The sequence below is a fragment of the Streptomyces sp. NBC_00669 genome (assembly GCF_036226785.1).
GTDB lineage: Bacteria > Actinomycetota > Actinomycetes > Streptomycetales > Streptomycetaceae > Actinacidiphila.
Window position 1 is genome coordinate 5,347,743 of sequence record NZ_CP109018.1, and the last position, 25,064, is coordinate 5,372,806.

The 25,064-nt window shown below is 74.0% G+C and carries 21 protein-coding genes and 1 pseudogene; 11 read left to right on the forward strand and 11 right to left on the reverse strand.

Annotated features, from left to right (window positions below):
• Positions 1-76 precede the first annotated feature (76 nt).
• From OG896_RS22395 to OG896_RS22415, 5 genes and pseudogenes are all read right to left on the reverse strand, one after another.
• Positions 77-1,765 carry an MDR family MFS transporter gene (locus OG896_RS22395; RefSeq protein WP_329368022.1) on the reverse strand — a complete coding sequence of 563 codons (1,689 nt, stop codon included), beginning with the start codon at positions 1,763-1,765 and terminating at the stop codon, positions 77-79.
• Entirely contained in the window at positions 1,766-2,398 is a 633-nt protein-coding gene (locus tag OG896_RS22400) for a MarR family winged helix-turn-helix transcriptional regulator (protein WP_329368023.1), read from the reverse strand.
• 268 nt (positions 2,399-2,666) lie between these two features.
• Complete coding sequence (locus tag OG896_RS22405) at positions 2,667-3,386, reverse strand: MgtC/SapB family protein (RefSeq protein WP_328465403.1); 720 nt, start codon at positions 3,384-3,386, stop codon at positions 2,667-2,669.
• 37 nt (positions 3,387-3,423) lie between these two features.
• On the reverse strand, positions 3,424-4,356 hold the full coding sequence (gene ligD / locus OG896_RS22410) for a non-homologous end-joining DNA ligase (RefSeq protein WP_329374202.1): 933 nt from the start codon (positions 4,354-4,356) through the stop codon (positions 3,424-3,426).
• Between the two features lie 185 nt (positions 4,357-4,541).
• A pseudogene (locus tag OG896_RS22415) lies at positions 4,542-5,336 on the reverse strand (DNA polymerase ligase N-terminal domain-containing protein); the annotation flags it as partial.
• 351 nt (positions 5,337-5,687) lie between these two features.
• On the opposite strand from OG896_RS22415, the gene OG896_RS22420 reads away from it, so the two are divergent.
• The 3 genes from OG896_RS22420 (at position 5,688) to OG896_RS22430 (ending at position 8,469) form a co-directional block, all read left to right on the forward strand.
• Entirely contained in the window at positions 5,688-7,019 is a 1,332-nt protein-coding gene (locus OG896_RS22420) for an MFS transporter (RefSeq protein ID WP_329368026.1), read from the forward strand.
• Between the two features lie 105 nt (positions 7,020-7,124).
• Positions 7,125-7,841 (forward strand): TetR/AcrR family transcriptional regulator, encoded by a 717-nt coding sequence (locus tag OG896_RS22425; RefSeq protein ID WP_329368028.1) that lies wholly within the window; start codon positions 7,125-7,127, stop codon positions 7,839-7,841.
• 163 nt (positions 7,842-8,004) lie between these two features.
• Positions 8,005-8,469, forward strand: coding sequence for an SPW repeat protein (locus OG896_RS22430; RefSeq protein WP_329368030.1), 465 nt, complete (start codon positions 8,005-8,007; stop codon positions 8,467-8,469).
• 191 nt (positions 8,470-8,660) lie between these two features.
• Here the strand turns inward: OG896_RS22430 and OG896_RS22435 are convergent, their stop codons facing one another.
• The 3 genes from OG896_RS22435 to OG896_RS22445 form a co-directional block, all read right to left on the reverse strand.
• Positions 8,661-9,401: a response regulator transcription factor gene (locus tag OG896_RS22435; RefSeq protein ID WP_329368032.1), complete on the reverse strand. Its 741-nt coding sequence runs from the start codon at positions 9,399-9,401 to the stop codon at positions 8,661-8,663.
• Positions 9,398-10,636 carry a sensor histidine kinase gene (locus OG896_RS22440; protein WP_329368034.1) on the reverse strand — a complete coding sequence of 413 codons (1,239 nt, stop codon included), beginning with the start codon at positions 10,634-10,636 and terminating at the stop codon, positions 9,398-9,400. Before OG896_RS22440 ends, OG896_RS22435 begins: the two co-directional genes overlap by 4 nt.
• A 110-nt stretch (positions 10,637-10,746) precedes the next feature.
• Positions 10,747-11,490, reverse strand: a complete 744-nt coding sequence (locus tag OG896_RS22445) for a hypothetical protein (protein ID WP_329368036.1) — start codon at positions 11,488-11,490, stop codon at positions 10,747-10,749.
• Positions 11,491-11,867: 377 nt separating this feature from the next.
• Here OG896_RS22445 and OG896_RS22450 point away from each other — a divergent pair, with 377 nt between their 5' ends.
• Positions 11,868-12,404 (forward strand): hypothetical protein, encoded by a 537-nt coding sequence (locus tag OG896_RS22450; RefSeq protein ID WP_329368038.1) that lies wholly within the window; start codon positions 11,868-11,870, stop codon positions 12,402-12,404.
• A 186-nt stretch (positions 12,405-12,590) separates the two neighbouring features.
• A complete protein-coding gene (locus OG896_RS22455; protein WP_329368040.1) occupies positions 12,591-13,487 on the forward strand; it encodes a sigma-70 family RNA polymerase sigma factor in 897 nt (298 codons plus the stop codon).
• A 115-nt stretch (positions 13,488-13,602) separates the two neighbouring features.
• Here the strand turns inward: OG896_RS22455 and OG896_RS22460 are convergent, their stop codons facing one another.
• Both OG896_RS22460 and OG896_RS22465 read right to left on the reverse strand, forming a co-directional pair.
• Positions 13,603-15,267, reverse strand: coding sequence for an MFS transporter (locus tag OG896_RS22460; RefSeq protein WP_329368042.1), 1,665 nt, complete (start codon positions 15,265-15,267; stop codon positions 13,603-13,605).
• Positions 15,268-15,481: 214 nt separating this feature from the next.
• Positions 15,482-16,036: a MarR family winged helix-turn-helix transcriptional regulator gene (locus OG896_RS22465; protein WP_329368044.1), complete on the reverse strand. Its 555-nt coding sequence runs from the start codon at positions 16,034-16,036 to the stop codon at positions 15,482-15,484.
• Positions 16,037-16,086: 50 nt separating this feature from the next.
• On the opposite strand from OG896_RS22465, the gene OG896_RS22470 reads away from it, so the two are divergent.
• The 3 genes from OG896_RS22470 to OG896_RS22480 all read left to right on the forward strand — a co-directional run bounded on the left by OG896_RS22470 (position 16,087) and on the right by OG896_RS22480 (position 18,107).
• Positions 16,087-16,866, forward strand: coding sequence for a dienelactone hydrolase family protein (locus OG896_RS22470; RefSeq protein WP_329368046.1), 780 nt, complete (start codon positions 16,087-16,089; stop codon positions 16,864-16,866).
• A gap of 7 nt (positions 16,867-16,873) precedes the next feature.
• Positions 16,874-17,140, forward strand: a complete 267-nt coding sequence (locus OG896_RS22475; RefSeq protein WP_329368047.1) for a DUF6295 family protein — start codon at positions 16,874-16,876, stop codon at positions 17,138-17,140.
• 298 nt (positions 17,141-17,438) lie between these two features.
• The gene (locus tag OG896_RS22480; RefSeq protein WP_329368049.1) at positions 17,439-18,107 is read left to right on the forward strand and encodes a hypothetical protein; all 669 of its coding nucleotides are present in this window, start codon (positions 17,439-17,441) and stop codon (positions 18,105-18,107) included.
• A 16-nt stretch (positions 18,108-18,123) separates the two neighbouring features.
• Here the strand turns inward: OG896_RS22480 and OG896_RS22485 are convergent, their stop codons facing one another.
• Positions 18,124-21,507, reverse strand: a complete 3,384-nt coding sequence (locus OG896_RS22485; protein WP_329368050.1) for an AfsR/SARP family transcriptional regulator — start codon at positions 21,505-21,507, stop codon at positions 18,124-18,126.
• Positions 21,508-22,049: 542 nt separating this feature from the next.
• On the opposite strand from OG896_RS22485, the gene OG896_RS22490 reads away from it, so the two are divergent.
• The 3 genes from OG896_RS22490 (at position 22,050) to OG896_RS22500 (ending at position 24,517) form a co-directional block, all read left to right on the forward strand.
• Positions 22,050-22,382 carry a cupin domain-containing protein gene (locus OG896_RS22490; RefSeq protein WP_329368051.1) on the forward strand — a complete coding sequence of 111 codons (333 nt, stop codon included), beginning with the start codon at positions 22,050-22,052 and terminating at the stop codon, positions 22,380-22,382.
• A gap of 483 nt (positions 22,383-22,865) precedes the next feature.
• Positions 22,866-23,147: a Sec-independent protein translocase subunit TatA gene (gene tatA, locus OG896_RS22495; RefSeq protein WP_329368053.1), complete on the forward strand. Its 282-nt coding sequence runs from the start codon at positions 22,866-22,868 to the stop codon at positions 23,145-23,147.
• Between the two features lie 311 nt (positions 23,148-23,458).
• Entirely contained in the window at positions 23,459-24,517 is a 1,059-nt protein-coding gene (locus OG896_RS22500; RefSeq protein WP_329368054.1) for a PucR family transcriptional regulator, read from the forward strand.
• Positions 24,518-25,064: the final 547 nt, after the last annotated feature.

Genomic DNA, 25,064 nt, shown 5'->3' on the forward strand with positions numbered 1-25,064 from the left:
CCCGCGAACGTGCGGTTCCCCGCGCCCCCTTCCGAAAGGGTGCGCGGGGAACCAGGACGACGGGACGCCCGAACGCCTACAACTCCGTGCTCGCCGCCGACTCCGCCTCGGCCTGCGCGCGGGCCTGCGCACCCGAGAGGCTGCGTAGCGGCACCTCCTTGATGGTGAGCATCAGCAGGAACGCCAGCAGAGCCACACCGGCGACGATGATGAACACCAGGTGCATCGAGTCGGCGAACCCCTGCTTGAAGGGCGCGGCCAGCGCGGGGTCGAGGTGCTTGAGGAAGGACGAGTCGGTGACCACGGACTTCGCGCTCTGCGGCGACAGCGCGTGCGGATGCGCGGCGACGGCCTTCTGGAAGTCCGGGTGCGACTGCGCCTTGCCCAGCGCCGTGGTGATCTTGCCGCCGACCGTGCTGAACAGCACCGACAGGAAGATCGCGGTGCCGGCGGTACCGCCGAGCTGCCGGAAGAACGTCGCCGACGCGGTGGCGGTGCCCATGTCCTGCGGCGGCACCGCGTTCTGCACGGACATCACCAGCGTCTGCATGGTCAGACCGAGCCCGACCCCCATCAGCGCCATGAACGCCATGGTCTTGGGCAGCGGGGTGTCCCACTGCACCTGGTAGTGGAAGAGCAGCATGGTGACGAACATCAGCGCCGTGCCGACCACCGGGAAGATCTTGTAGCGCCCGGTCCTGGAGGTGGCCTGGCCGGCGGCGATGGAGGCGACCATCATGCCGAGCATCAGCGGCAGCATCTCCAGGCCGGACCTGGTCGGGCTCGCGCCCTTCACGATCTGGAGATACTGCGGGATCATCAGCAGCCCGCCGAACATCACCATGCCGACGATCAGGCTGAGCAGGCTGGTGCGGCTGAAGACGTTGTTGCGGAACAGCCGCATCGGGATCAGCGCCTCGTCGCCCATGCCGCGCTCGACGAAGATCCAGGCGGCCACCCCGATGACGCCGACCGCGTAGCAGAGCACCGCCCGCGCGGAGAGCCAGCCCCACGCCTCGCCCTGCTCGGCGATGAGCAGCAGCGGCACCAGGCCGATCACGATGGTCACCGCGCCCCACCAGTCGATGCGGTGGTTGCGCTTGATGTGCGGCACGTTGAGCACCCGGGCGACCACGAACAGCCCGATGATGCCGATCGGCACGTTGACCAGGAACACCCAGCGCCAGCCGGCGATGCTCAGGATGGTGGACTGGCCGGCGAGGAAGCCGCCGATCAGCGGACCGGCCACGCTGGAGGTGGCGAAGACCGCGAGGATGTACCCCTGGTACCTGGCCCGTTCGCGCGGCGGCACGATGTCGCCGATGATCGCCAGCGCCAGTGACATCAGACCGCCGGCCCCGATGCCCTGGAAGGCGCGGAAGACCGCCAGTTCCACCATCGAGGTGGAGAAGGTGCACAGCACCGAGCCGACGATGAAGATGCTGATCGCGGCGATGAAGTACGGCTTGCGCCCGTGGATGTCGGAGAGCTTGCCGTACAGCGGGGTGGCGATGGTCGACGTGATCAGGTAGGCGGTGGTGGTCCACGCCTGCTGGTTCAGGCCGTGCAGGTCGTCGGCTATGGTCCGGATCGCGGTGCTGACGATGGTCTGGTCGAGCGCGGCCAGGAACATGCCCAGCATCAGACCGCTGAGGATGGTCAGGATCTGACGGTGGGTCAGGCCGCCCGGTGCGAGGTCGGCCGCGGGGGCCGCGGGTTCCGGGGCGGCCCCTGACGATGGTGAGGTCCGGCTGCTGCTGCTCACTTAGGTGGTCTCCTGGATCTGACCCGGGGTGCGGGCCCGGCGGTGGTGCGGAAGTGGGAGGGGGGCGGTCGCGCCGCCCGGTGCGTCGGCGCCGTGTCCGGCTGCCGGGTCGCGGTCGTGGCCCGAGGGGCCGGAGTGGGTGTGGCCGTGCGGGTCGCCGTGGGCGTGCCCGTGGGCGTGGCCGTGTCCTTGTGCGGGAGCGCACACCGGCCGCACGTGCCGTTCGGCGAAGTCGTCGTTGAAGCGGGCCAGCAGGCGGCCGAGGTCCCGGCGGTCCGGGCCGGGCCAGGCGGCGAGCGCGTCGGCCAGCTTCTGGTCGCGCTGCGCGCGGTAGCGCTCCACCGCGGCGAGCCCCTGCTCGGTCGGGGAGAGCAGGGTGCCGCGGCCGTCCTCCGGGTCCGGCCGCCGCTCGACCAGGCCCCGTTCGACGAGCGAGCGGATCTGCCGGCTCACCGTGGACAGGTCGAGCAGGGTGTCGGCGGCGAGGTCGGTGGCCCGCCGCGGGCCGCCCTCGGCGAGCCGTCCCAGCAGCAGCCGGTCGCCCCACCCCTCGTCCCGCACCCGGTGCTTCCACGCGCCGACCAGCCGCATCAGCCGCGACAACTGGTCGCCGACGGTGGCACTCTCCAGCACGACCTCGGTCTCGTGCGTGGCGTGCGTCGTGTCCGCCGGGTGTGCCGGGTGCGCTGCGTCCGCCGGGTGCGTCGCGTCCGGCCGGTGCGTTACGCGCGTACCGTCCGTCCCGTGCGTCGCGTCAGTCCCGTGCGCGACGCCGTCGGTCGCGGGTACGGCCTCGATGTCCGTCGCCCTCGCCCCCTGTTGTCCGATAAGCAGTTGTTTGCCTTCAGCAACTTATATTACTTGCTGGAGGCAAGCAACTGATATCGGGGGCGTGCGGAAGCTACTCGATCGCGTCGTCCTGGGTCGTACTCACCCGGTGCACGCCGTCGATCTCCGCGAGCGCCGACGCGAGCTCCACCACCGGCCGCGGACCCTGCACGGTCAGATGCACCGTGACGGTGCCGCGGTGTTCGGGTTCGTGGTCGTGCTCCGCCGACAGGTCGACCACGTTGAAGCCCATCTTCGTGCAGGACTCCAGGGCGGATCGCAGCACCCCCCGACCGTCCTCGTAGTCCAGCCGGAGCCAGGCGGGGGAGCGGGTCGAGCCGGGGATACGGGCGGCCAGCGGCGCGAAGCCGAGCACGATCAGGAAGTGCGCCCCGGCCACCACCAGGGCCAGCACCGGCAGTCCGGCGCCCGCCGCCATGCCGATCGCGGCCGTCATCCACACCACGGCCGCGGTGGTCAGTCCGCGCACCACGTCCTGGCGTACGAAGATCAACCCGCCGCCGATGAAGCCGATCCCGGAGACGATCTGCGCGGCCACCCGCGACGGGTCCAGCACCGTGTCGTGGCCGAGCACGTCGCTGAAGCCGTACTTCGACACCAGCATGATCAGCGCGGCGCCGAGCCCGACGAGCGTGTGGGTACGCATGCCCGCGCTCTTCTGGCGTACCTCGCGCTCCAGCCCGATCGCCGCCGACAGCACGAACGCCAGCCCCAACTCGCCGATCTGCGACCAGCCCTGGCCGGTCGCTTCGCCCCACATCGCCAGTTCCATCCCAGCCACTGTAGTCACCGGCCGGTGCGCCGGGCCGTCAGCCGGGCGGCGCCTCGCGGACCACGTCGGCGGGGTCCTTGTCGTCGCGCAGCCCCAGGAAGCGGGGGTGGCGCAGCATCCCGTCCCTGGTCCACTCGGTGAAGGCGACCTGCGCCACGAGCACCGGCTCCGCCCAGTGCGCGGCGCGTTCACGCACCGGGTCGGCGAACGGCGACGCCGGCCGGGCCAGCGCGTCCAGGCGCGCCCGCACCTCCCGCAGCACCCGGTCGCGGTACCCGGTGCCCACCTTCCCCGCGTAACGCAGCGCGCCGTCCGCGTCGTGGTAGCCGACCAGCAGCGCGCCGAAGCCGATCCGCGAACCGGCCGGCTCGGTGAAGCCGCCGACCACGAACTCCTGCCCGGCCGCGCACTTCAGCTTCAGCCAGTCGTGCGAGCGGCGCGGCTGGTAGGCGGCGTCCGCGCGCTTGGCGATCAGCCCCTCCCAGCCCCGCGCGCAGGCGTCGGCGAGCAACGCCGGGGTGTCGCCCGCGTAGTTGCGGTGCGGGGTGAAGCGCAGCGGCCCGCCGTACGCCAACGCGTCGCGCAGCAGCGCCTTCCGGGTCCGCTGCGGCACCCGGGAGGTGTCCCAGCCGGCCAGTGCGAGCACGTCGAACACGTAGTAGTGGACCTCCACCGGGCTGGCCCGCACCGCCCGCGGATCGGTGAGCCCCATCCGCTGCTGGAGCAGCGCGAAGTCGGTGCGCCCCGCGCGCAGCGCCACCACCTCGCCGTCGACCGTGAAGTCCGCGCACTCCTGCGCCGCGAGCGCCGCCACCACCTCGGGATAGGTCGCGCTGACGTCCCGTCCGGTGCGCGAGAGCAGCCGCACGCCGTCCGCGTCGCGTACGGCCAGCACCCGCACGCCGTCGAGCTTCCGCTCGAACACCCAACTCCCGTCGAACGAGCGGCGGTCGGTGGGGGTGGCGAGCATCGGGAGGACCGGGAGGCCGGCGCGGTGCGCGGGGACCGGGCGCAGCAGGCGGGCGGGTACGGCGGAGGGGCTCAAGGCGGGGGAGGCAGAGGAGCCGGGGGAGCGGCCGGGCGAGGCGGTGCGGGGGGCCGCGCCGCGAGGGGCGGTGCCGCGGGGGGAGCCGGGTGAGGGGCCGCGGGAGGCGGTCAACGGTTCGAGTGCCAGGTCGGTCCGCCCGCCGCGGCCACCTGCGCGAGGGTGCGGCCGGTGCGCGCGCTGCGGGCCAGATGCGGGTCGGGGGTGCCGCGGCCGCGGGCTTGCTCGGCGGAGTCGCCCGGGTCCGCGCCGTGCGGGTCCGGGTCGGCCGCGCGCCGGCCGTGCGCGCCGGGACCCGCCCCGGCGGCGGCCGCTCCGCGCGCCCGGCCGCGGCGGGCGGCGGCACGTCCGCGTCCGGCACCGCCGCGGCGGCCCTCTTCCGCGGACCTGACCAGCAGCCACGCCTCGCCCCTGGCGTGTCCGCTGTCGTCCTCGGTGCCGGGTTCGCCCGCGCGGAAACGGGTCAGCGACCAGCGGCCACGCAACTTGCCGCCGACCAGCCGGAAGGACGCGTGGCCGTGCGCCAGCGCCTCGGCGAAGGGGACCTCGCGGCCGGACCGGTCGGTGCTCGCGTTGCGGTAGCCGCCCGCGTCCCAGACGATCACGGTCCCGCCGCCGTACTCGCCCGCCTCGATCACGCCCTCGAAGTCCCGGTACTCCATGGGGTGGTCCTCGGTCGGCACCGCGAGCCGCTTGTCCCGCGGATCGGTCGAGGGGCCCTTGGGCACCGCCCACGACTTGAGCACGCCGTCGACCTCCAGCCGGAAGTCGAAGTGCGTCCGGCTCGCGTCGTGGATCTGCACGACGTACACCGGGCCGCCGTCCGCCGAGGCGCGCGTCCCGCGCGGTTCGGCGGTACGTCCGAAGTCGCGCTTGCGGTGGTACGCGGCGAGCCGGTCCCGGCGGTCCTTGCCGCGGGCGGCGCGGCGCCCGGGCCGGCCGCGGTCCGGGGCGTCCGGTGCGGGCGCCCGCGGGTCGTCCGTGCTCCCGGCGGTCCCGCCGTTCCCGGTGTTCCCGGCGCTCTCCGAGGTGTCCGGAGTACCCGAGGTGTCCGATGCGGCCACGGCGCCCTCCTCGCTGCTGCGGCTTGCCCTTCGCCCCCGGCCCCGGCCCCGCCCGGTCCCCACCCAGCCTCCCCCGACGGGTCACCACTCGGATGGAGGACAAACCTCGGCTTGACTTGGGTAGACCTGTCTGTCTAGCATCAGAAATCCGAAGTAGACAGGTCTGTTCAATCATCCATCGAGGGAGCAGCCATGCCCGTCCCCCCGGCCAGTGAGGCCGTCGCCCGCCGAAGGCGCACGACGAGGTCCGCGCCTTCGGGCGCCCCCGGCATCGCCGGTGCCGTCGGCCCTGCCGGCCCCGCCCCCGCCTCCGCGGGAGGCCGCAGTCTCGGCCCCACCGCCGCGCTGATCCTGCTCGCCTCGATCATCGTCTCCCTGCTCGCCGCCTCCAGCGCCCCGACCCCGCTCTACGCGGTGTACCAGGGCGAGTGGGGCTTCTCGCCGATCACCACCACCATCGTCTTCGGGGTCTACGCGGTGGCGGTGCTGGTGTCGCTGCTGGTCTTCGGCAAGATCTCCGACCACATAGGCCGCAAGCCCGTGCTGTTCGTCGCGCTCGCCGCGCAGGCGGCCGCGATGGTGGTGTTCGCCACCGCCGGCGGGGTCGACGTGCTGATGGCCGGCCGGGTGGTCCAGGGGGTCGCGACGGGCGCCGCGCTCGGTGCGATAGGCGCCGGCCTGCTCGACATCGACCGGATCAAGGGCTCGGTCGCCAACTCCTTCGCGCCGCCGATCGGCACCGCGGTGGGCGCCCTCGCCTCCGGGCTGGTGGTGCGGTTCCTGCCCGCGCCGACCCACCTCGTCTACTACCTGCTGCTCGGCGTCTTCGCCCTCCAGGCGCTCGGGGTGACCGCGCTCAAGGAGCCGGTGACCCGCAAGCCGGGCGCCTTGGCCAGCATGGTTCCCGAGATCAAGCTGCCCCGCGCCGCCCGCGGTTCGATCGCGGTCGCCGCGCCGGTGCTCTTCGCGGTCTGGTCGCTGGCCGGCTTCTACGGCTCGCTCGGTCCGGCGATCACCAGCCGCCTGGTGCACTCCGACTCGGTGGTCTACGGCGGGCTGGGCCTGTTCGTGCTGGCCGGCGCCGCCGCGCTGTCGGTGCCGCTGCTGCGTGAGACGCCGACCCGCACGGTGATGGTGAGCGGGGTGAGCGCTCTGATCGTCGGCGTCGCCGTCACGGTGCTGTCCATCGGTTCGGGCGCGGGCGGCACCGGTTCCGAGGTCGGCTTCTTCGCCGGCAGCGCGGTGGCCGGGTTCGGCTTCGGGGCCGGCTTCCAGGGCGGCATACGCCTGGTGCTCCCGCTGGTGCAGCCGCACGAACGGGCCGGCGTGCTCTCGCTGTTGTACGTGGTCTCCTACCTCGGCATGGGGGTGCCCGCGGTGATCGCCGGCGTCCTGGTCGTCCACGGCGGCGGTCTGCTGGACACCGTGCGGGAGTACGGCGCCGCGGTGATCCTGCTGTCCGCGGTGGCGCTCGTCGGGCTGCTGCTCGGCCGCCGCGCTCCCCAGGCGGTGCGGGAGAGCTAGTGGGTGCCCTAGGGTCTGGCTCCGAGTCGAATCCCCGTTTCCGAGTCATATCTCCGATACGGTGCCCGCGTTAGACTAGACAGGGTTGTCTGAGAGGTGATCGGGATGGTGCAGAGTTCCGTGCCCGGGGTGCCCGCGAAGGCGTCCAAGGCGCCGAAGATCTCCGCGCGGGAGCGCCTGCTGCTGGCCGCCAACGAGTTGTTCTACGCGGAGGGCGTGCAGTCGGTCGGCATCGATCGCGTCATCGAGCACGCCGGCGTGGCCAAGGCGTCCCTCTACAACTGCTACGGCAGCAAGGAGGGCCTGGTCCGGGCGTACCTGGACTACCGGCGCGAGCGGAACGTCGACCGGATCACCCGGGTGCTGACCCGCTTCCGCACCCCGCGCGAGCGGCTGCTCGGCATGTTCGACGCGCAGGGCGAGCTGATCACCTCGCCGGGCTACAACGGGTGCGCGTTCGCCGCGGCCAGCGCCGAGGCGCCGCGCGGCGGCTCCGTCGAGCAGGCGTCCGACGAGTACCGCGCCTGGATGCGCGCGCTGTTCGCCGAGCTCGCCGCGGAGGTGGGAGTCGCCGACCCGGAGGGTCTCGCCCGCCAGTTGCACCTCCTCTACGACGGCGCCACCTTCAGCTCCAAGATGGACCACGACCCCACGGCCGCGTCCGTCGCCCGCGAGGCCGCCGCCATGCTGGTGGACGCGGCGCCGATGGCATCGGCCCAGGACAGGGAGCCGGCCGCGGCTGACGGCGCGGCGGCCGCGAATATCGCAAAACATGCGATTGGGGCGGATTTGGGGAGTGTTCGACCCCCCGTGCATGGGTAGAGGGACGAAAGAACCGCCAATGCGGGCAAACCGTCCAGGCGTCGGGTGGCCACAAGGCTGCCAGGAGTTTTACTCTGAGTAAGGATGCGGCAGCTTCGGAATGGAGAACCGAAGGACATCCGGCGTCAGAAGCGACTGCTCTTGCGAAAGGGAGGTGGCTTACATGGCCACCGATTCGAGCCATTCGCCGACTTCTCCGTCGACGCGCTCCACCATCGAGGAACACCCGGACATCATGTCCCTGCGGGACCGGTATGCCGCGGTGTCGGACAAGCCGATGGCCGGCCTGATCGAGGGTCTGTGCCTCCTCACCGGTCTGTACCTGGCCATCTCGCCTTGGGTGGTGGGCTTCACCGGCCTCACCAGCCTGCGGGTCACCAACCTGGTGGTGGGTATCGCACTGGCCGTGCTGGCCATGGGGTTCGGCTCCGTCCTGGAGCGGACCCACGGACTCGGCTGGGTCGCGATTGCGATCGGCGCATGGACGATAGCGGCTCCTTGGGCGGTGTCGGGCCACGCCGACATCCACAAGGCGATCGTGAACAACGCGATTGTCGGTGGTGTTGCCATCCTGCTTGGGCTGGCCACGATGGGCCTGGGCCTGATGAAGCGGAGGGTCCGTAGCTGACGGGCTGACGCTCCACCGGACACCAGGAAGTACCAGAGCACGAAGAGAAGCGCGGGCGACCTCTCCGTCACCGGAGGGGCCGCCCACGTGTGTGTCGAGGGCGAGGCGGCGGCCGGAAAGGCCGTCAAGCAGGCGGTCGGGGCAGGTGTGTCGGGCCGCGGGCGGCCGGGCCGGGCGGTCTCTTCAGCCGGTCAGTCCAGGCCGTGCCGCTGGGCGTAGCGGGTGGCGGCGGCGCGGTCGCGGGAGCCGGTCTTGGCGAAGATCCGGTTGATGTGGGTCTTGATGGTGTTGCCGCTGAGGAAGAGTTCGCCGGCGATCTCGGCGTTGTTCCGGCCGCGGGCGATCAGCGCCAGGATCTCGGCCTCACGCCGGGTCAGCCCGTCCGGGAGTTCGGGGCGAGGGGCCGGCTCGGCGACGGAGTTCGGGCCGGAACCCGCCGGGTCACCGAACGTCGCCCTGGCGCCGGCGTCCGTCCCCCGGTCGGGTTCGGCGGCGGCCAGCAGCGTGGCCTGCACCTGCGGGTGCAGCACCGTCAGGCCGGCGGTGGCGCTGCGCAGCGTCTGCGCGATGTGCAGCCGGTCCGCGTCCTTGGTGAGGTAGCTGCGCGCGCCCGCCCGGAGCGTCTCCAGCACCGACCGGTCGTCCGCGTAGGTGGTGAGCACCACGATGGCCACGTCCGGGTGTTCGGCGGTGAGCCGGCGGGTGGCCTCGATGCCGTCCATCACCGGCATGTGCAGGTCCAACAGGATCGCGTCCGGCTGCTGTTCGGCGACCACCGCGAGCGCCTGCCTTCCGTCGGCCGCCGAGCCGACCACGTCGATACCCGGCAGCAGGTCCAGCAACAGCACCAGCCCTTCGCGCACGGCGGCCTGGTCGTCCGCGATCACCACCCGCAGGGCGGGTTCTCCGGTCGCCGGGGGAGTGGGGTTCACGCCGTTGCCCGCCCGTTCCTCGGCACGCGCGCGGTCACGTTCCAGCGACCTTCCGCCGGACCCGCGTCGAGGGTGCCGCCGAGCAGCAGCAGCCGCTCGCGCATCCCGGTCAGGCCGTAGCCGCCGTCGACGGTGGAGAAGCCGGCGGCCCGCCCGGCCGGGGAAGCGCCCGGCGCGTTCGGCGCGTTCGGCGCGTCCGGCCCGTCCGGTGTGTCCGGCGGCGGCTCGGCGGGCGGCGGGGTGCCGCGGCCGAGCGGGTTGGTGAGGGTCAGTGTCACGTCGTGGTCCCCGTAGCGCAGATCGACGGTCACGGGCCGGTGCGGCGCGTGCTTGGCGGCGTTGGTCAGCGACTCCTGTGCGGTGCGCACCAGGGCCAGCGCCTGGTCCGGGGGCAGCGGCGCCGCGCCGCCGACCACGGTCAGCGTCACCGTACTCCCGTGCCGTTGCTCGTGGGTGGCCGCCATCCGCGCCAGTTCCTCGGCGAGCGGCGGGGTGTCGGTGCGCAGGGCGTGCACCGCGCGGCGGGTCTCGGACAGCCCGTCCGAGGCCATCCGCTGCGCGGTGGTGAGCACGTCGATCGCCCGGTCGGTGTCCTGGTGGTCGGTCAGCAGGGCGCGGGCGGCCTGGATCTGGATGCCGAGGGCGCCGAGCGAGTGGGCGAGCACGTCGTGGATCTCGCGGGCGATCCGGGTGCGTTCGTCGAGCACGGCGACCCGGCGCTGCTCGGAGCGCAGCCGCTCCGCCTGGTCGAGCAGCGCCTTGCTCTGCGCGGCCTGGACCCGGTAGGCACGGCGGTTGAAGCCCGCCAGCAGCGCGAAGGCGAACAGCAGGGGGACGCCCTGCGCGGCCTTCGGGTCCGCGCTGCTGAACAGCAGACCGACCTCCGCGGCCAGCGCCCCCGCGCCGAACACGTACCAGCCCTCGGCCCGCCGGATACCGGTGCCCGCGTCGATCGTGGCGATGAAGCCCACGCCCACGATCGTGGTCGCGCCCGGCTGCACCGCCACCGCGCCGGAGACCGACGCGAGCAGCGCCAGCACGGTCGTCCGCTGCGCCGAGGTGCCGCCGTCGCCGACGTTCAGCAGCGCCCACAGCACGAGCAGCACCCCGGACAGGCCGTACGCGATCGCGACCGCCGGACGTTCCACCGGACCGTACGAGTGGTGGCTGAACAGGTCGGCCCCGAACAGGGCGTAGGCGACCGCCCGGATCAGCCAGGACACGGAAGTCAGCACCTCGGCACGATAGCCCTGGTCGTGCTCGGCGCCCGAGCCGTGCGTCCGGCCGGTGGCCCCCGGCCCGCGGAGCGCCGTACGGCTCCCGCGCGCGACCGCGGGCGCCGATGTCACCGGTACCGCCGCGAGGCCCGGCGGTCGGTACGGTCACGGCGGGCGGCGTCGCCCCGGTCGTACGTGTCGTACCGGTCATGGTCGTAGGTGTCCCGGCGGCGGGAGCGGTCGTCCCGGCCGTAAGCGTCGTACGGGTCGTACCGGCCGTCGTCGGCGCCGTCGCGGCCGGGGTGAGGGTGACCGCCCTGACCGCCCTGAGCGCCCTGACCGCCTTGGCCGGTGAGGCGGGCGCCCAGGCCGGAGAGCTGGTCGGAGAGGAAGACCGAGCCGTCCTTCTCGCGGGCGAACGGGATGCCCATCGCCAGGGCGCGGCGGGTGATGAGGGCGGCCTGGCCGAGCCGGTTGACGCCCAGCATCAGCACGATCGGTGCGGTCGAGGCGGCCACGTGGGCGCCGAGCGCGCTCGCCAGGACCGTCATGGCCACCCGGGAGCCGACCAGGGCGGCCCACAGCAGCAGGCTGCGCGGCGGCATCCGCCCCCACAGGCCGCCTTCGCGGTTCTCCAGCCGCATCATCGCGCCCTGCCCGGCGCCGATCGCCGCCGCGATCACGCCACTGGCGACCAGGCACGCCACGTCCACCGGGCGCACATGGTGGCTTCCGCCGCCCAGCCGGGTCAGCCCGACCACCACCAGGATCGCGGGCAGCAGCAGCACCCGCTTGCCGCGCAGCGACTCGCCGAGCAGTTGGCGGCCGATGACGTAGACCACGATCGCGATCACGGCCAGTACCTCGAGCACGGGAAGCTCCTCCGGTCAGCGGCGGCCCGGTCCGGCCTGCCACCAGCGACGTTACGGAGCCGGCCTCGCGCGGGCGTCACACCGCGGGGTGAGCCGCGGGGTGACGTCCAGGGGTGACGTCCAGGGGTGAGGCACGGGGTGACCGGGTGAGGGGCGGGCGGCGCGGATCACCCCGGGAATCGCCCCGTGCTACGGCGCGGTCGTACCGGCGCGGAGCCGACGCTGTGGGGGTCGGGTCGTACCCCCCCCGGCGCCCGGCGCCCGGCGCCCGGTGCTCCAAGGCCGAGCCGGCCGACATCGCCACCACCCCGAACCACGTCCACCGTCCCCGGCCACCCCGAACCACCTCCGCGCACTCCGAGACAGGGACTCCGCTCATGTCCACGCTCACCCAAGCCATGGTGATCAACGCCGTCGTCCTCTTCGCCGTCCTGGAGGCGGACCTCGGGCCGCACCGCAAGATCGGCGCCTTCCGCATCCTGCGGCCGCTGTTGACGTCGGCCGCGATCGTCCCGCTGTTCCTCGCGTCGCCCGCCACCCATGGGGACGGCCTCGGCATGGAACTGGTCGCCGTCGTCGCCGGGGTCGTCGCCGGGCTGGCCGCGGCCGGCCTCACCCACGTCTATGCCAGCCCCCGCACCGGAAAGCCGGTCAGCCGTACCGGCGTCGCCTACGCGGGACTGTGGGTCGCCGTGATCGGTGCCCGCGCGGCCTTCTCCTACGGTTCCGAGCACTGGTTCTCCGCGCAGCTCGGGCACTGGATGATCCACCACCAGGTCACCGTGGACGCGCTCACGGACTCGCTGCTGCTGATGGCGGTGGCGATGACGCTGACCCGTACGCTCACGCTCGCCACGCAGGCGGCGGCCGTGCGCCGGCGGAACCGGGGGCCTGCCGTGGCGGCCTCGGCCTGAGCGCGGCGGCCCGGGCCGTACCCGGCGGTGGCCCGGATCGTGCCCGGCGGCCGGTCGTGCCACGGGATCGGCGCCGGGAGGGGACACAATGCCGGGCATGGACGGGGAAGCGGTGGCCGGCGGCGGCGGGGACGGGCGGGGCGGTCACATCCGCGCCGCCCGTCCCGTCAGAGAGGTGTGAACCCTTTGACGACGAGCGACGACAGCGACGACGCGAACCTGCTGGCCCGCCACTTCGAGGAGTACCGCTCCCATCTGCGGTCGGTCGGCTACCGCATGCTCGGCTCCTTCAGCGAGGCCGACGACGCGGTGCAGGAGACGTGGCTGCGGCTGAACCGTACCGACCCCGACGGCATCGACAACCTCGGCGGCTGGCTCACCACCGTCACCGCCCGGGTCTGCCTCGACATGCTGCGCTCGCGTGCCGCGCGCCGCGAGGACTCCCTGGACACGCACGTGCCCGACCCGCTGGTGAGCGCGGCGGACGACCTCGATCCGGAACAGGAGGCGCTGCTCGCGGACTCGGTCGGTCTGGCGCTGCTCGTCGTGCTGGACACCCTCGCCCCGGCCGAGCGCCTCGCGTTCGTGCTGCACGACATGTTCGCCGTGCCGTTCGACGACATCGCGCCCGTCGTCGGCCGGACCTCGGCCGCCGCGCGCCAACTCGCCAGCCGGGCCCGGCGGCGCGTCCAGGGCGCCGAGGCCACGCCCGATCCCGATCCGGGCCGGCAGCGGGCGGTGGTGAACGCCTTCCTCGCCGCCGCCCGGGACGGCGACTTCGACGGGCTCGTCGCCGTGCTCGACCCTGAGGTCGTGCTGCGCGCGGACGTCGGGGCGGGAGGGCGCGGCGTCTCCCAGGAGGTGCACGGCGCCGCCGATGTCGCCCGCCAGGCACTGCTGTTCCGCGGGGCGGGGGCCGCGCCGCGCCCGGTCGTCGTCAACGGCGCCCCGGGCACCCTCACGGTGGCCGGCGGCTTCCCCCGGGCGCTCGTCGCCTTCACCGTGCGGAACTCCCGCATCACCCACATCCACGTGCTCGCCGACCCCGACCGCCTCGCCGCACTCGACCTCCCTACGGACTAGGGCCGCGCGGGCGGCAAGCGGCAAGCGGCAAGCGGCGGGCGGCGGGTGTCGGGCGCCGCCCGCCGAAGTGAAGTGGGGTGCTCCCCGCCGCTTCGGCTGCTCCCCGCCGCTTCGGCTACTCCGCGCTGCTCGGCGTGCCGCGGAGCGCGGAGGCGAGGGCCGCGAGCAGGGACATCCCGGCCGCGGTCGCGAAGACGATGACCAGGCCGTGGTGGAAGGGCGAGGAGATGAGGTTCGGGAAGAACTCCTTCCCGGTGAGGACGTCGCGGTTGTGCGCGGGCAGCTTCGCCAGCGTCCCGGAGGGCTTCAGCAGCGTCTCGACCGGGTTCACCCCGAGGAACGCCGAGAACACCGTGGACACCGGTGGGAGCGTCGCCGCGTGGTGGGCGACCCCCGCCGGCACCCCCTGGGCCCGCAGCCCCGCCTGGAGCGTGCTCGGCAGGCGGTCCGCGAGCCCGACGATCAGCAGCGAGAAGAAGACGCCGATCGACAGCGACGTCCCCGAGTTCTGGAACGTGGACCGCATCCCGGAGGCCGCCCCGCGGTGCGTGGCCGGCACGCTCGACATGATCGCGGACGTGTTGGGCGCGGAGAACATCCCCGAGCCCATCCCGTTGAGCAGGATGAGCAGCGCGAACGCCCAGTAGGGGAAGTCGATCGGCAGCAGGAGCAGACCGACGAAGCTGGCACCGAAGAGCAGCAGCCCGCCGGTGGTGAACCAGCGCACCCCGAACCGGTCGGAGAGCGTCCCGGAGACCGGCCCGGCCAGCAGGAACCCGGCGGTCAGCGGCAGCAGGAAGATGCCCGCCCACAGCGGCGCGTCCTCGAAGGCGTAGCCGTGCAGCGGCAGCCAGATGCCCTGTAGCCAGATGATCAGCATGAACTGGAGCCCGCCGCGGGCGATGGAGGCGAGCAGCGCGGCGGCGTTCCCCGCGGCGAAACTCCGGTTGCGGAAGAGCCGGAGGGTGAACATCGGCTGCTTCACCCGGGTCTCGATCAGCCCGAACACGACCAGCAGCACGGCGCCGCCGATCAGCCCGGTGAGCACCTTGGGGCTGGTCCACCCCATGGTGTGTCCGCCGTAGGGCTGGATGCCGTAGGTGATGGAGACGAGGATCAGCCCGCAGCCCAGCGCGAAGGTGAGGTTGCCCCACCAGTCGATCTTCGCCGGGTTGCGCGCGGAGATCTCCCGCAGCGAGCGGTACGCCCAGATGGTGCCGAAGATGCCGACGGGGACGTTCACCCAGAACACCGCGCGCCAGTCCCACGCGGACAGCAGCCCGCCGAGCACCAGTCCGATGAACTGCCCGGACAGCGCCGAGATCTGGTTGATGCCGAGGGCCATGCCGCGCTGGCTGGCCGGGAAGGCGTCGGTGAGGATCGCCGCGGAGTTTGCCATCAGCATCGAGCCGCCCAGCGCCTGGACGATCCGCCAGCAGATCAGCCACAGCGCGCCGTGCGTGCCGTGCGCCGGGTCGAAGGAGAGCGCGATGGAGGCGAGCGTGAAGATGACGAAGCCGAGGTTGTAGATCTTCACCCGGCCGACGATGTCGCCCAGCCGCCCGAGGCTCACCACGAGCACCGCGGTGACCAGCAGGTAGCCCATGATCATCCACAGCAGGTAGGTGATGTTCCCGGCTGCGAACGGGTCGAGGTGGATGCCGCGGAAGATCGCGGGCATCGAGATGATGACGATCGACGCGTCCACCGTCGCCATGAACATTCCGAGGCTGGTGTTGGACAGCGCCACCCACTTGTAGCGGTCGGGGCGTTCACCCATGGGGCCGGACGGCTCGGCGGTGACGGTGGCGGCCGTGCTGCCGCCGGGACCGCGGGGACGGCCGCCTCCGCCGCTGCTCCGACCGCCGCTGCCCCGACCGCCGCCGCTCCCGCCATCGCCGGCTCCGCCTCCCGCGGTCCCTCCCGCGGCCCCTCCCGCACCGTCGCCCGGACCTCGGCCGGGTCCCCCGGGGGAACTGCCGGACGGCGGCTGCTCAGACACGTCGGGTGATCCTTTCCAGCAGGGGGATCGCGGCCGCCAACTGCTCCTGCTCGCGCGGGCTCAGTTCCTCGCCGATGGCGAGGGTGAGCCGGCGGGCCCGTTCGCGGCGGGCGCCGTGCAGGCCGTCGCGGCCGCTGTCGGTGAGCGATACGACGATCCGGCGGCCGTCGCGCGGGTCCTGCGCGCGGGAGACCAGGCCGCGTTCGGCCAGCACCCCGACGATCGTGCACATCGACTGCGGCCTGATCCCCTCGCGCGCGGCCAGCTCCGACGCGGTGGCCGGGCCGTCCCGGTCCAGCAGCACCAGCGCCGAGGTCTGGGACAAGGTCAGTTCGCCGTCGGGTTTGACGGTGCGCAGCCGCCGGGTCAGCGGGCCGAGCGCGGCCCGCAGGTCCGTGGCGATACGGGCCGGGCCGCTGGGCGGCGCCTCGGCGGGGGCCGGGTCCGGACTCTGAGCCGGTGTCAGGGCCGATGCCGGGTGCGGCGGCGGGTCCGGCGGCGGCTCCTGTGCTGGGGTCGCGGTCGGAGGACCGCCGGTTGATGACATGATCTTCAGTATAAACTGATCAGTCCAGCCTTATGGTATAGCTGACGCCCATGAGCGATTCCCTCCCCGGACCTTCCACCGGCTCGCTGACCGCGACCACCGTCTCCCTCGCCGGTCACGGCGGCGACGCGATCGAGGCGTACCTCGCCCGTCCGGAGGGCGACGCCCGCCGCGGCGGTGTCGTCGTCATCCACCACATGCCCGGATACGACCGGCAGACGAAGGAGATGGTCCGCCGCTTCGCCGAGTCGGGCTACGACGCGGTCTGCCCCAACCTCTACACGCGGGAGGCCCCCGGCGCGGCCCCCGACGACGCGGCGGCCGTGGCCCGTGCGCAGGGCGGTGTGCCCGACGAGCGGCTGATCGGCGACGTGGCCGGCGCCGCCGCGTATCTGCGGGCGCTGCCCACCTCCAACGGCAAGGTCGGTGTCATCGGGCACTGTTCGGGCGGCCGCCAGGCCGTGCTCGCCGGCTGCGCCACGGACGTGGACGCGGTGGTGGACTGCTACGGCGCCTTCGTCATCGGCCCGGTGCCCGAGGGCTCCCCGATGAAGGTCACCAGCCTCGTGGACCGGCTCCCCGACCTGGGGGCGCCGCTGCTCGGCCTCTTCGGCGATGAGGACACCCACCCCGGCCCGGCCGAGGTCGCCGAACTCGGCCGCCTGCTCACCGAGTCGGACAAGGCCTTCGAGTTCCACACCTACCCGGGTGCCGGCCACGGCTTCTTCGCGGTGAACCGCCCCAACTACAACGTCGCGGCGGCGAACGACGGTTGGGAGCGGATCGAGGAGTTCTACGGCCGGCACCTCGCCGGCGGCGAGCGGAGCTGACCCGACCATGTGCACCTACACCACCGTCAAGGACGTCGTCGACGGCAGCGCCAAGGGTCCCGGCAGCCCGTGGTTCCACGTCACCGACGTGACCGTCTACTTCGACCACCCGGTCCACGCGATGGCCGAGCACACCCTGAACGTCGACTTCGCCGATCCGGCCAAGGGGCCCTCCGCCCGGGTGGCGTTGGAGCTGACCGCGGAGTCCGCGCGCACGCTGGTCGCCGCGATCCAGGAGGCGCTGGCCGCGGTGCCGGCGGAGATGCAGGTCTGACCGTTCCGCTCCGGCACGTCGGCCCGGGCGCGGGCCCGTTCCCCGCGCCCGGGCTCCTTTCTGTCCCGGGCCCCCTTGCGTGCTCCGTCCGAGCGGCCCGGCGCGGCCGTTGGCGATCTTCCTGTGATGATTGTCGTGACGCGTGTGGCGTTGCGCCACGGAGCTGTAACAGGCGCTGACTTGGGAAGTTGTCCATGTCAAGGTCGTCATGTCCGCAGGTGGTCGCCCCGTCCGGGGGCGGGATCGAACCCGTCACCACCGCGGCGGACGACAGCGTCGAGAGGGAAAGAGGAACAACATGCGTACCAGGGCCGCTCGTTGGGGTCTGTCCACTGCCGTGCTCGTGGCCGCGGGGCTGGCGTTGACCGCGTGCGGACCTGACAACGGGAACTCCGCCGACGGTTCGTCCACCACGTCGCCGGTCGCCACGGGTGCCACGCAGGCCACCACCCCGCCCACCGCCACGAGCGGCCAGGGCTCCACCCAGGCCGCGCCGTCGGGGACGAGCACCGCCGGGAACTCGGGGGAGAAGTGCACCGACCGGATCGACTACGCGGGCGATCCGCGGTCCAACGCCGAGATCAACAGCATCGGTGAGCAGACCGGCAGTTGCCCGTCGCCGTCCCCCGCCACCGGCAGCGGCAGCGGTGGCGGCGACGCGGACAACGCGCACACCGTCGTCGGCACCCTGGAGTACCTCGCGCCCGGCAAGCTGATCGTCAAGCCGCAAGGCGGCGGCACGGATCAGGCGTTCTACGTCTCCAACGCGACGACGATCCTCGGCGCGGCCGCGATCTGCTCGGGCCCCGACGGCAACGTGACCATCGGCAGCGACGACTACGGCACCACGAAGTGCACCGAGAGCCAGCTGGAGAAGGCCGCGAAGATGAGCAGCGTGACCGTCCGGGTCACCCTGGACCGCACGTCCGGCGGTGCCGACACGGTCGCCGAGCGGTACCACCCGTAAGACCGGCCGCCGGACCCTACTCCGTGTCGAGTCCGGCCAGGCCGCGCAGCGCGGCCTCCTCCTCCGCCGGCAGCCGGTGCGCCCGGGCGAGGCCCAGCGACTCCTCCCAGCACGCGCGGGCCGCGGCGCGGTCGCCGCGGGCCAGGTGCGCGCGGCCGAGGACCTCCAGGACGTCCGCCGCGGTGGCGCGGTCGCCGAGCCGGTCGAGCAGGGCGAGCGTCTCCTTGAGAGCGTCGACCGCCTCGGCGGGACGGCCCCGGGCGAGCCGGGCCTCGCCGAGACTGGTCAGGGTGCGGGCGATGCTGACCATCGAGCCGCGGGTGCGCCAGGCCGCGAGCGCGTCACGGAAGCACTCCTCGGCGGCCACCGGGTCGCCCGCGTACAGGTGGGTGTCGCCGAGGTTGCCCAGCACCGTGGCCACCCGGTCGAAGTCGCCCAGCGAGCGGTGCAGTTCGAGCGACCGGTGGCCGTACTCCAGCGCGAGGCCGTACTCGCCGGTGCCGCGGTGCAGGGCGGTGAGGTTGGTGAGGATCGCGGCGACCCCGCGCTGGTCGCCGGCCGCCTCGAAGCGCGCGCGGGCGACGTGCAGATGGCCGAGGCTCACGTCGTACCGCTCGGCCATGCCGTGCGCGACGCCGAGCCTGCTGTGCATCCACGCCTGCCCGAGGACGTCGCCGTGCGCGGTGACGCAGGCCATCGCCTCCTCCAGGCAGGCGGTCCACTCGCCGGTCCACCAGTACGCCTGCGCGTAGCCGAACAGCCCGGCCGCGGTGCGCCAGGCGATCTCCGGCCAGCCCTGGGCGATCGCGGTGGCGATCACCTCCTTGATCGCGGGCAGTTCGCGCACGCACCAGCGCAGCGCCTCCTCGTCACTGGTGAACTCGACCACGGGCAGCGCCGGTTGCTCGTCGAGTGGCGGCAACGGGTGCCCCTCGGGGGCGAGTACGGCCAGCGAGGCGGCGACGGTGACGGCGTACCAGACGGTGATCCTGCGCAGCGCGGCCCGGCGTTCCGCCGCGGTGAGTTCGGCGAGCGCGCAGACCGCGGCGTACTCGCCGACCAGGTCGTGGAAGCTGTACCGGCCCGGCTGCGGCGCCTCCAGCAGGTGCGCGTCGACGAGCGCTTCGAGGACGTCGTCGGCGGCGCCGGCGGACGTCCGGCCGAGCAGCGCCGCGGCCGCCGACGGGTCCAGCCCGTGCCCGGGCCAGACCCCCAGCGTCCGGAACGCGCGGGCAGCCGCGCGGTCCGCGGCGAGCAGGCCGTCCCGCATCGCGACATAGCTCATCGCGAAGGTGTCCTGGACCGCGAGGCCGCCGGTGGAAAGGGCGTGCAGCCGGGAGCCGCCCGGGCCGTCGAGGCGTTCGGCGAGCGCGGTCAGCGGCCAGTTGGGGCGGGCCGCCATCCGGGCGCCGGCGATCCGCAGCGCCAGCGGCAGCCCGCCGCACGCGGCCAACACCCCCGCCGCCGCCTCGGGTTCTGCCGCCACCCGCTGCCTGCCGCAGAGCGCGACCAGCAACTCCCGCTGCTCCTGGGCGGAGAGCGGCTCCAACGCCAGCCGCGCGGCGCCGGGCAGTTCGCCGAGGGTGCGGCGGCTGGTGACGACCACCGCGATGTCGCCGCCGCCCGGCAGCAGCGGCACCACCTGCGCCGCGTCGCCCGCGTTGTCCAGCATCAGCAGCACGCGCCGGCCGTGCAGCGCGTCACGCCACAACACCGCCCGGTCGTCCGGGTCTTCGGGCAGCGGCTGGCCGTCCGCGCCGAGGTCGCCGAGGAAGCGGGCCAGCAGGTCGGCGGGACTGCGGGCGCCACCGGCGCCGAACCCGCGCAGATCGGCGTAGAGCTGGCCGTCGGGGAACTCGGCCCGCAGCAGGTGGGCGGCGCGCACCGCGAGCGCGGTCTTGCCGACCCCGCCCATCCCGGAGACCACCGCCACCCGCGGGCCGCGGTGGTCCGCACCGCCCCGCAACGCGGCCAGCAGCGTGTCGAGTTCGGCGGCGCGGCCGGTGAAGTCCGGCGTGTCGGCGGGAAGTTGGGCCGGTGCGGGGCGGCGGCGGGCAGCGGGCGGGAGCCCCGCCGAGGCCGCCGCCCGGACGGGGGCCGCGGGCCGGTCGTGCGCCCCGGGACGGTCGCCGTCGCCGCCCCCGGGCCCTTCACCGGTGTCACCCGAGCCCTCGGTGCGGTGCGCGGCGCGGTCCTGCCCGGGCCGCGAGGACGTGCGCCCGGCACCGGCCTGCTCCGGCGCCGACCGGTCCCATCCGGGCACGGGCACGGGTACCGGCAGCACGGGCGCGGACGCGCGCGTGGGTTCGGATACGGATACGGCGCCGCCGGGCGTCGCGGCGGCGGTGCCGGGCGGTCCGGACGCCCCGGCCTGGTGCGCGGGCGATCGCGCGGGCGGGCCGGGCACCGTGGGCACGCCCCCGGGTCCCGCGGTGCCGTCGGCCGCGTCGGTGGTCGCGCCGCCGGAGAAGCCCCGGCCCGTACCCGGGACGGTCACCCCGGCGACCGCGCCGACCCCGCCGACCCCGCCCGTACCGCCACCGGCGGGCTCGCCGGCCGGGACTCCGGGCGCGGCCCGGGTCTGCGCCGGCTCGGCCAGGATCTCCTGGTAGGTGGCCTGCACCGCGGAGTCCGGCTCCACGCCCAACTCGTCCACCAGGGTGCGGCGCAGCCCGTGGTAGACCGCGAGCGCCTCGGCCTGCCGATGGGTGCGGTGCAGCGTGAGCATGAGCTGCCGGTGGAAGGTCTCGCGCAGCGGGTGCGCGGCGGCCAGCCCGGCCAGCTCCGCGGCCATGCCCTGGTGCCGGCCGAGTGCCAGCTCCGCGTCGAAGCGCCACTCCATGGTGAGCAGCCGGGCCTCGGTGAGGTGCGCGGCGAGCGCCCGCAGCGCGTCGGAGCTCAGCGGTACGTCCGACAGCGGGTCGCCGCGCCACAGCGCCAGCGCGGCCCCGCACTCGGCGAGCACCGACGCCCAGTCCCCGGCGCGGTGCGCGGTGCGGGCGGCCGCGTGGTGGCCGAGGAAGATCCAGACGTCGAACTCGTCCTCGTCGTCGGCGATGTCCAGGACGTAACCGGGCGGCGCGGCGCGCAGCCGGGAGACGTCCCGGCCCTCCTCGTGCAGCACCCGGCGCAGCCTGGCCACGTGGTTGTGGAGCGACGCGGTGGCGGTGGTGGGCGGGGCGTCGCCCCACAGCGCGGACTTGAGGTGGTGCAGCGGCACGGCGCGGCCGGGGGTGGCCAGCAGCGCGGCGAGCAGTGCGCGGACCTTCGCCGACCCGACCGGCCGGGGCAGGCCCTGGCCCGTGTCACCGCCCGCGTCTGCGCCCGTGCTCCCGCTCATGCCGCCGCCCGGGTCGCCGCTGGCGACGACCGTGACGGTGCCGAGCAGGCCGAACCGCATCCGTGGGCCTCCCTGGCCGGATCAGTCGCGAACGCGCCCGCGGCGCCGGACGCCGATGTCGCGCCACCTCGCGCGTGCCTTCGCCGCGTTCCGTGCCGTCGCGCGTGTCCTCGGGGCGGTGGCTCCTGGGCGGTGGACCGCCCGCTGCCGTACCCGGGTCGGCCGCCGGGTGCGCCCGCCGGACGTCCACCGTGGCGCGCGACGACGCGGCACCGGGTCGGAACCGAGCGGACGGCCGACGCTGTGGGGACGAAACGTTAGCCATATGTTAGCGGTCGGTTGGCGCCCTTCCGCATGATGACGGAGTCGGGTTCGGCCGCTGCGGGTGTGCGTGGAAGCCCACCTTCCGCGAACGGGGGCACCTGTGTCGCGGCCGGACCCACATCCCGGACCGCGTCCCGAACCGCGTCCCGAACCGCGTCCCGAACCGCGTCCCGAACCGCGTCCCGAACCGCGTCCCGAACCCGCCCGCCGGCCGCCCGCCCCGCGCCGTCGGCATGGCGTTGCGGGGCGCCGGTCCCCGCCGCTGCCAGACTCGGGGAATGCGTAAATTCTCCCTGGACGCCCAGGTACGCGAACATCTCCGCCAGGCCGCCGAGGCTTCCACCGGCCGCAGCGCGGAGACCCTCTACGGTGGCCACGAGCAGGCGCTGCGCCAGACCCTCATCGCGATGACCGCCCACACCTCCCTGGCCGACCACGAGACCCAGGGGGAGTCGACGCTACAGGTGCTGCGCGGCCGGGTCCGGCTGACCTGCGGCGACGACGTCTGGGAGGCGATGGCCGGGGACCTGCTGGTGCTTCCGCACGCCCGGCACGGCCTGGAGGCGCTGGAGGACAGCGCGGTCCTGCTGACGGTCGCGACGCTCCGCTGACCGCCTGACCGCCTGACCGCCTGACCGCTCTGACGGGCTGACCTGGACGGGCCGACCCGCCGCCCCAGGACCGGCTGACGGGCTGACCCGGACCGGCCGACCGGCTGCCCGGGGCACGGCCGACGGCCTGACCTGGACCGCCGCTACGAGCCGCCGCCCCGGCCTCGGCCGGCCCTCCGCTCCGCCGGACGGCCGCCTCGCCCGGCCCCGCCCTGTCCGATTGGGGCGGATTCGCGGCGCCGCTCGCCGCCGTTGCGGAAACCCGCCGTCCGGTCGCGTACGAGCGCTTCCGCGCAGGTCGGAGCGGGGGTGGCGGGGTGGGGTGAGGGTGTCCGGCACGCGGGACAAGGGGGGCTGGGTCTTCCCGTTCACCAGCTTTTTGCGCATGCTTTGAGTACCCGGGTAGCCGTCGGCAACGGTGGCCGGGTGACAATGCGACACTAGAGAGCTGTGAGTCGGCCATAACGAAACGAGGATCATCCCATGTTGCGAAACGGGTTGGAGCCGTGGCACCTGATCGTGGTGGCGATCGTCGTCATCGTGCTGTTCGGTTCCAAGAAGCTGCCTGAGGCCGCCCGCGGTCTCGGCAAGTCGATGCGCATCCTGAAGTCCGAGGCGAAGGCGATGAAGAGCGACGACGCGACGCCCGCCGGCGCCACGCCGCACGCCTCCACCACCCCGGCGCCCGACGCGATCACCCCCAGCGACGTGGTGACGGCCAACGAGGCGCAGACGCAGGAGCCCGCGACCGGCTCGGTGAAGTAGCGGCCCGGGGTGCGGGCGCACCCCAGGCCGTGACCGCCGGCGGCGGAGCGCGGCGCCGGCACCGGACGCGCCCCGCGCGCTCCGGCAGGTCCCCGCGCCCGTGACAGGCCCCCCGCTTCCGGGACCCGGCAGTCTTGGTACGTTCAGGACGTCCGGGTACGGGAAGCGAAGCGAGGGGGCCTGTTGTGTCGTCGGGGGCGGGTACGAGCACGGGGCACGGCAGCGGGGACGGGCCGGGGCACCCAGGCGGTTCGGGGCGCGCGGGTCGGACCGGGCACGCGACGGGCGACGGCGCCGTACCCCCGGAGTTCGTGGCCGGCTTCCCCGAGACGCTGGCCGAGATATCCCGCAGCTGCCGCACCCTCACCCGCGCGGAGCGGGAGAGCCGCCGCGTACTCGGCGAACACGCCGCCGACTCCGGGTTCGGGCTGCGTGAACTGACCGCCGTCCACCTCGCCGAGGCCCGACGGGCCTGGCCGCACCTGCCGGGCGTGGCCGCGGCGCGCGACGCGGGCGAGCTGCGCCAGGTCGGCGGCGCCGTACTGGCCGCGCTGGAGACGGGGATCGCGGCCCTCGCCGAGGGGCACGCACGGGCCCAGCGGCACGCGGTGCGCCGTGCCGAGGCGGCCCGCCGGACGTTCATCGACGACCTCCTCTACGGCCGCAGCGATCCCGGCCGGATCGCCGAGCAGGCCGAGGGCTTCGGGCTGCGGCTGGCCGACCGCCATGTCGTCGCCGTCGCCGCGCCGCCCGCCGACGAGCCGTACCACGAGACGCACCCGCTGCTGCACCGCGTCGAGCGCGAGCTCGCCGGGCGCTTCGGCGACCACGACCTGCTCATCGCGTCGAAGGACGGCCGGCTGGTCTGCGTGGCCCCCACCGAGCAGCGGCCCGCCCTCGACGCCTTCGTCAAGCTCGCCGCCGCCGGGCGGGTGGCCATCAGCCGCCCGCACAGCGGCGCCGCCGGAGTGGTGCGCTCCTACGAGGAGGCGCTCAGCGCCCTCGACCTCGCGCACCGGCTGGGCCTGACCGCGTCCGTGCTCAACTCCGCGGACCTGCTGGTCTTCCCCGTCCTCATGCGCGACCGCGCCGCGATGTCCGACCTGGTCCGCACCGTGCTCGGTCCGCTCGTCCACGCCCGCGGCGGCGCTCAGCCGCTCGTCGAGACCATCTCCGTGTACGCCGCCGCCGGTTACGTCAACGCGGAGGCTGCGCGCCGGCTCGACCTCAGCGTGCGCGCGCTGTCCTACCGGCTCGAACGCATCGCTTCTCTCACCGGGTTCGACCCGGACGACGCGCTCCAGCGCTACACCCTCGAAACCGCGGCCCTTGGCGCCCGCCTCCTCGACTGGCCCACCCGCACCCTCTGATCCCGCCCCTGACCCCCCCGGGTGCCCCCGTCCTGTCGGCCCCGGGACCACCCGCCGGTGGTGGGCGGTCGCGCCCCCCTGCGGGGTGACTGCCTCGCCCTCCTCTGACGGCCCGCTCTGGCTGGTCGCGCAGTTCCCCGCGCCCCTGGGGGTGGTTGCTCGTCGTCCCACGGTGCCGCTGCACCGTGGCTGGTCGCGCAGTTCCCCGCGCCCCTGGGGGTGCTTGCCCGCCGTTCCACGGTGTCGCTGCACTGTGGCTGGTGGCGCAGTTCCTCGCGCCCCTGGGGGTGCTTGCCCGCCGTTCCACGGTGTCGCTGCACTGTGGCTGGTGGCGCAGTTCCTCGCGCCCCTGGGGGTGGTTGCTCGTCGTCCCACGGTGCCGCTGCACCGTGGCTGGTGGCGCAGTTCCCCGCGCCCCTGGGTATGTGCGGCTGCTCCGCAGCGCACCGGCACCCGTACCGGGCAGGGGGGAACGGACACCCGACAACGGCGAGCAACCCCCAACAGGGGCGCGGGGAACTGCGCGACAAGCCCACCACGCACCGCA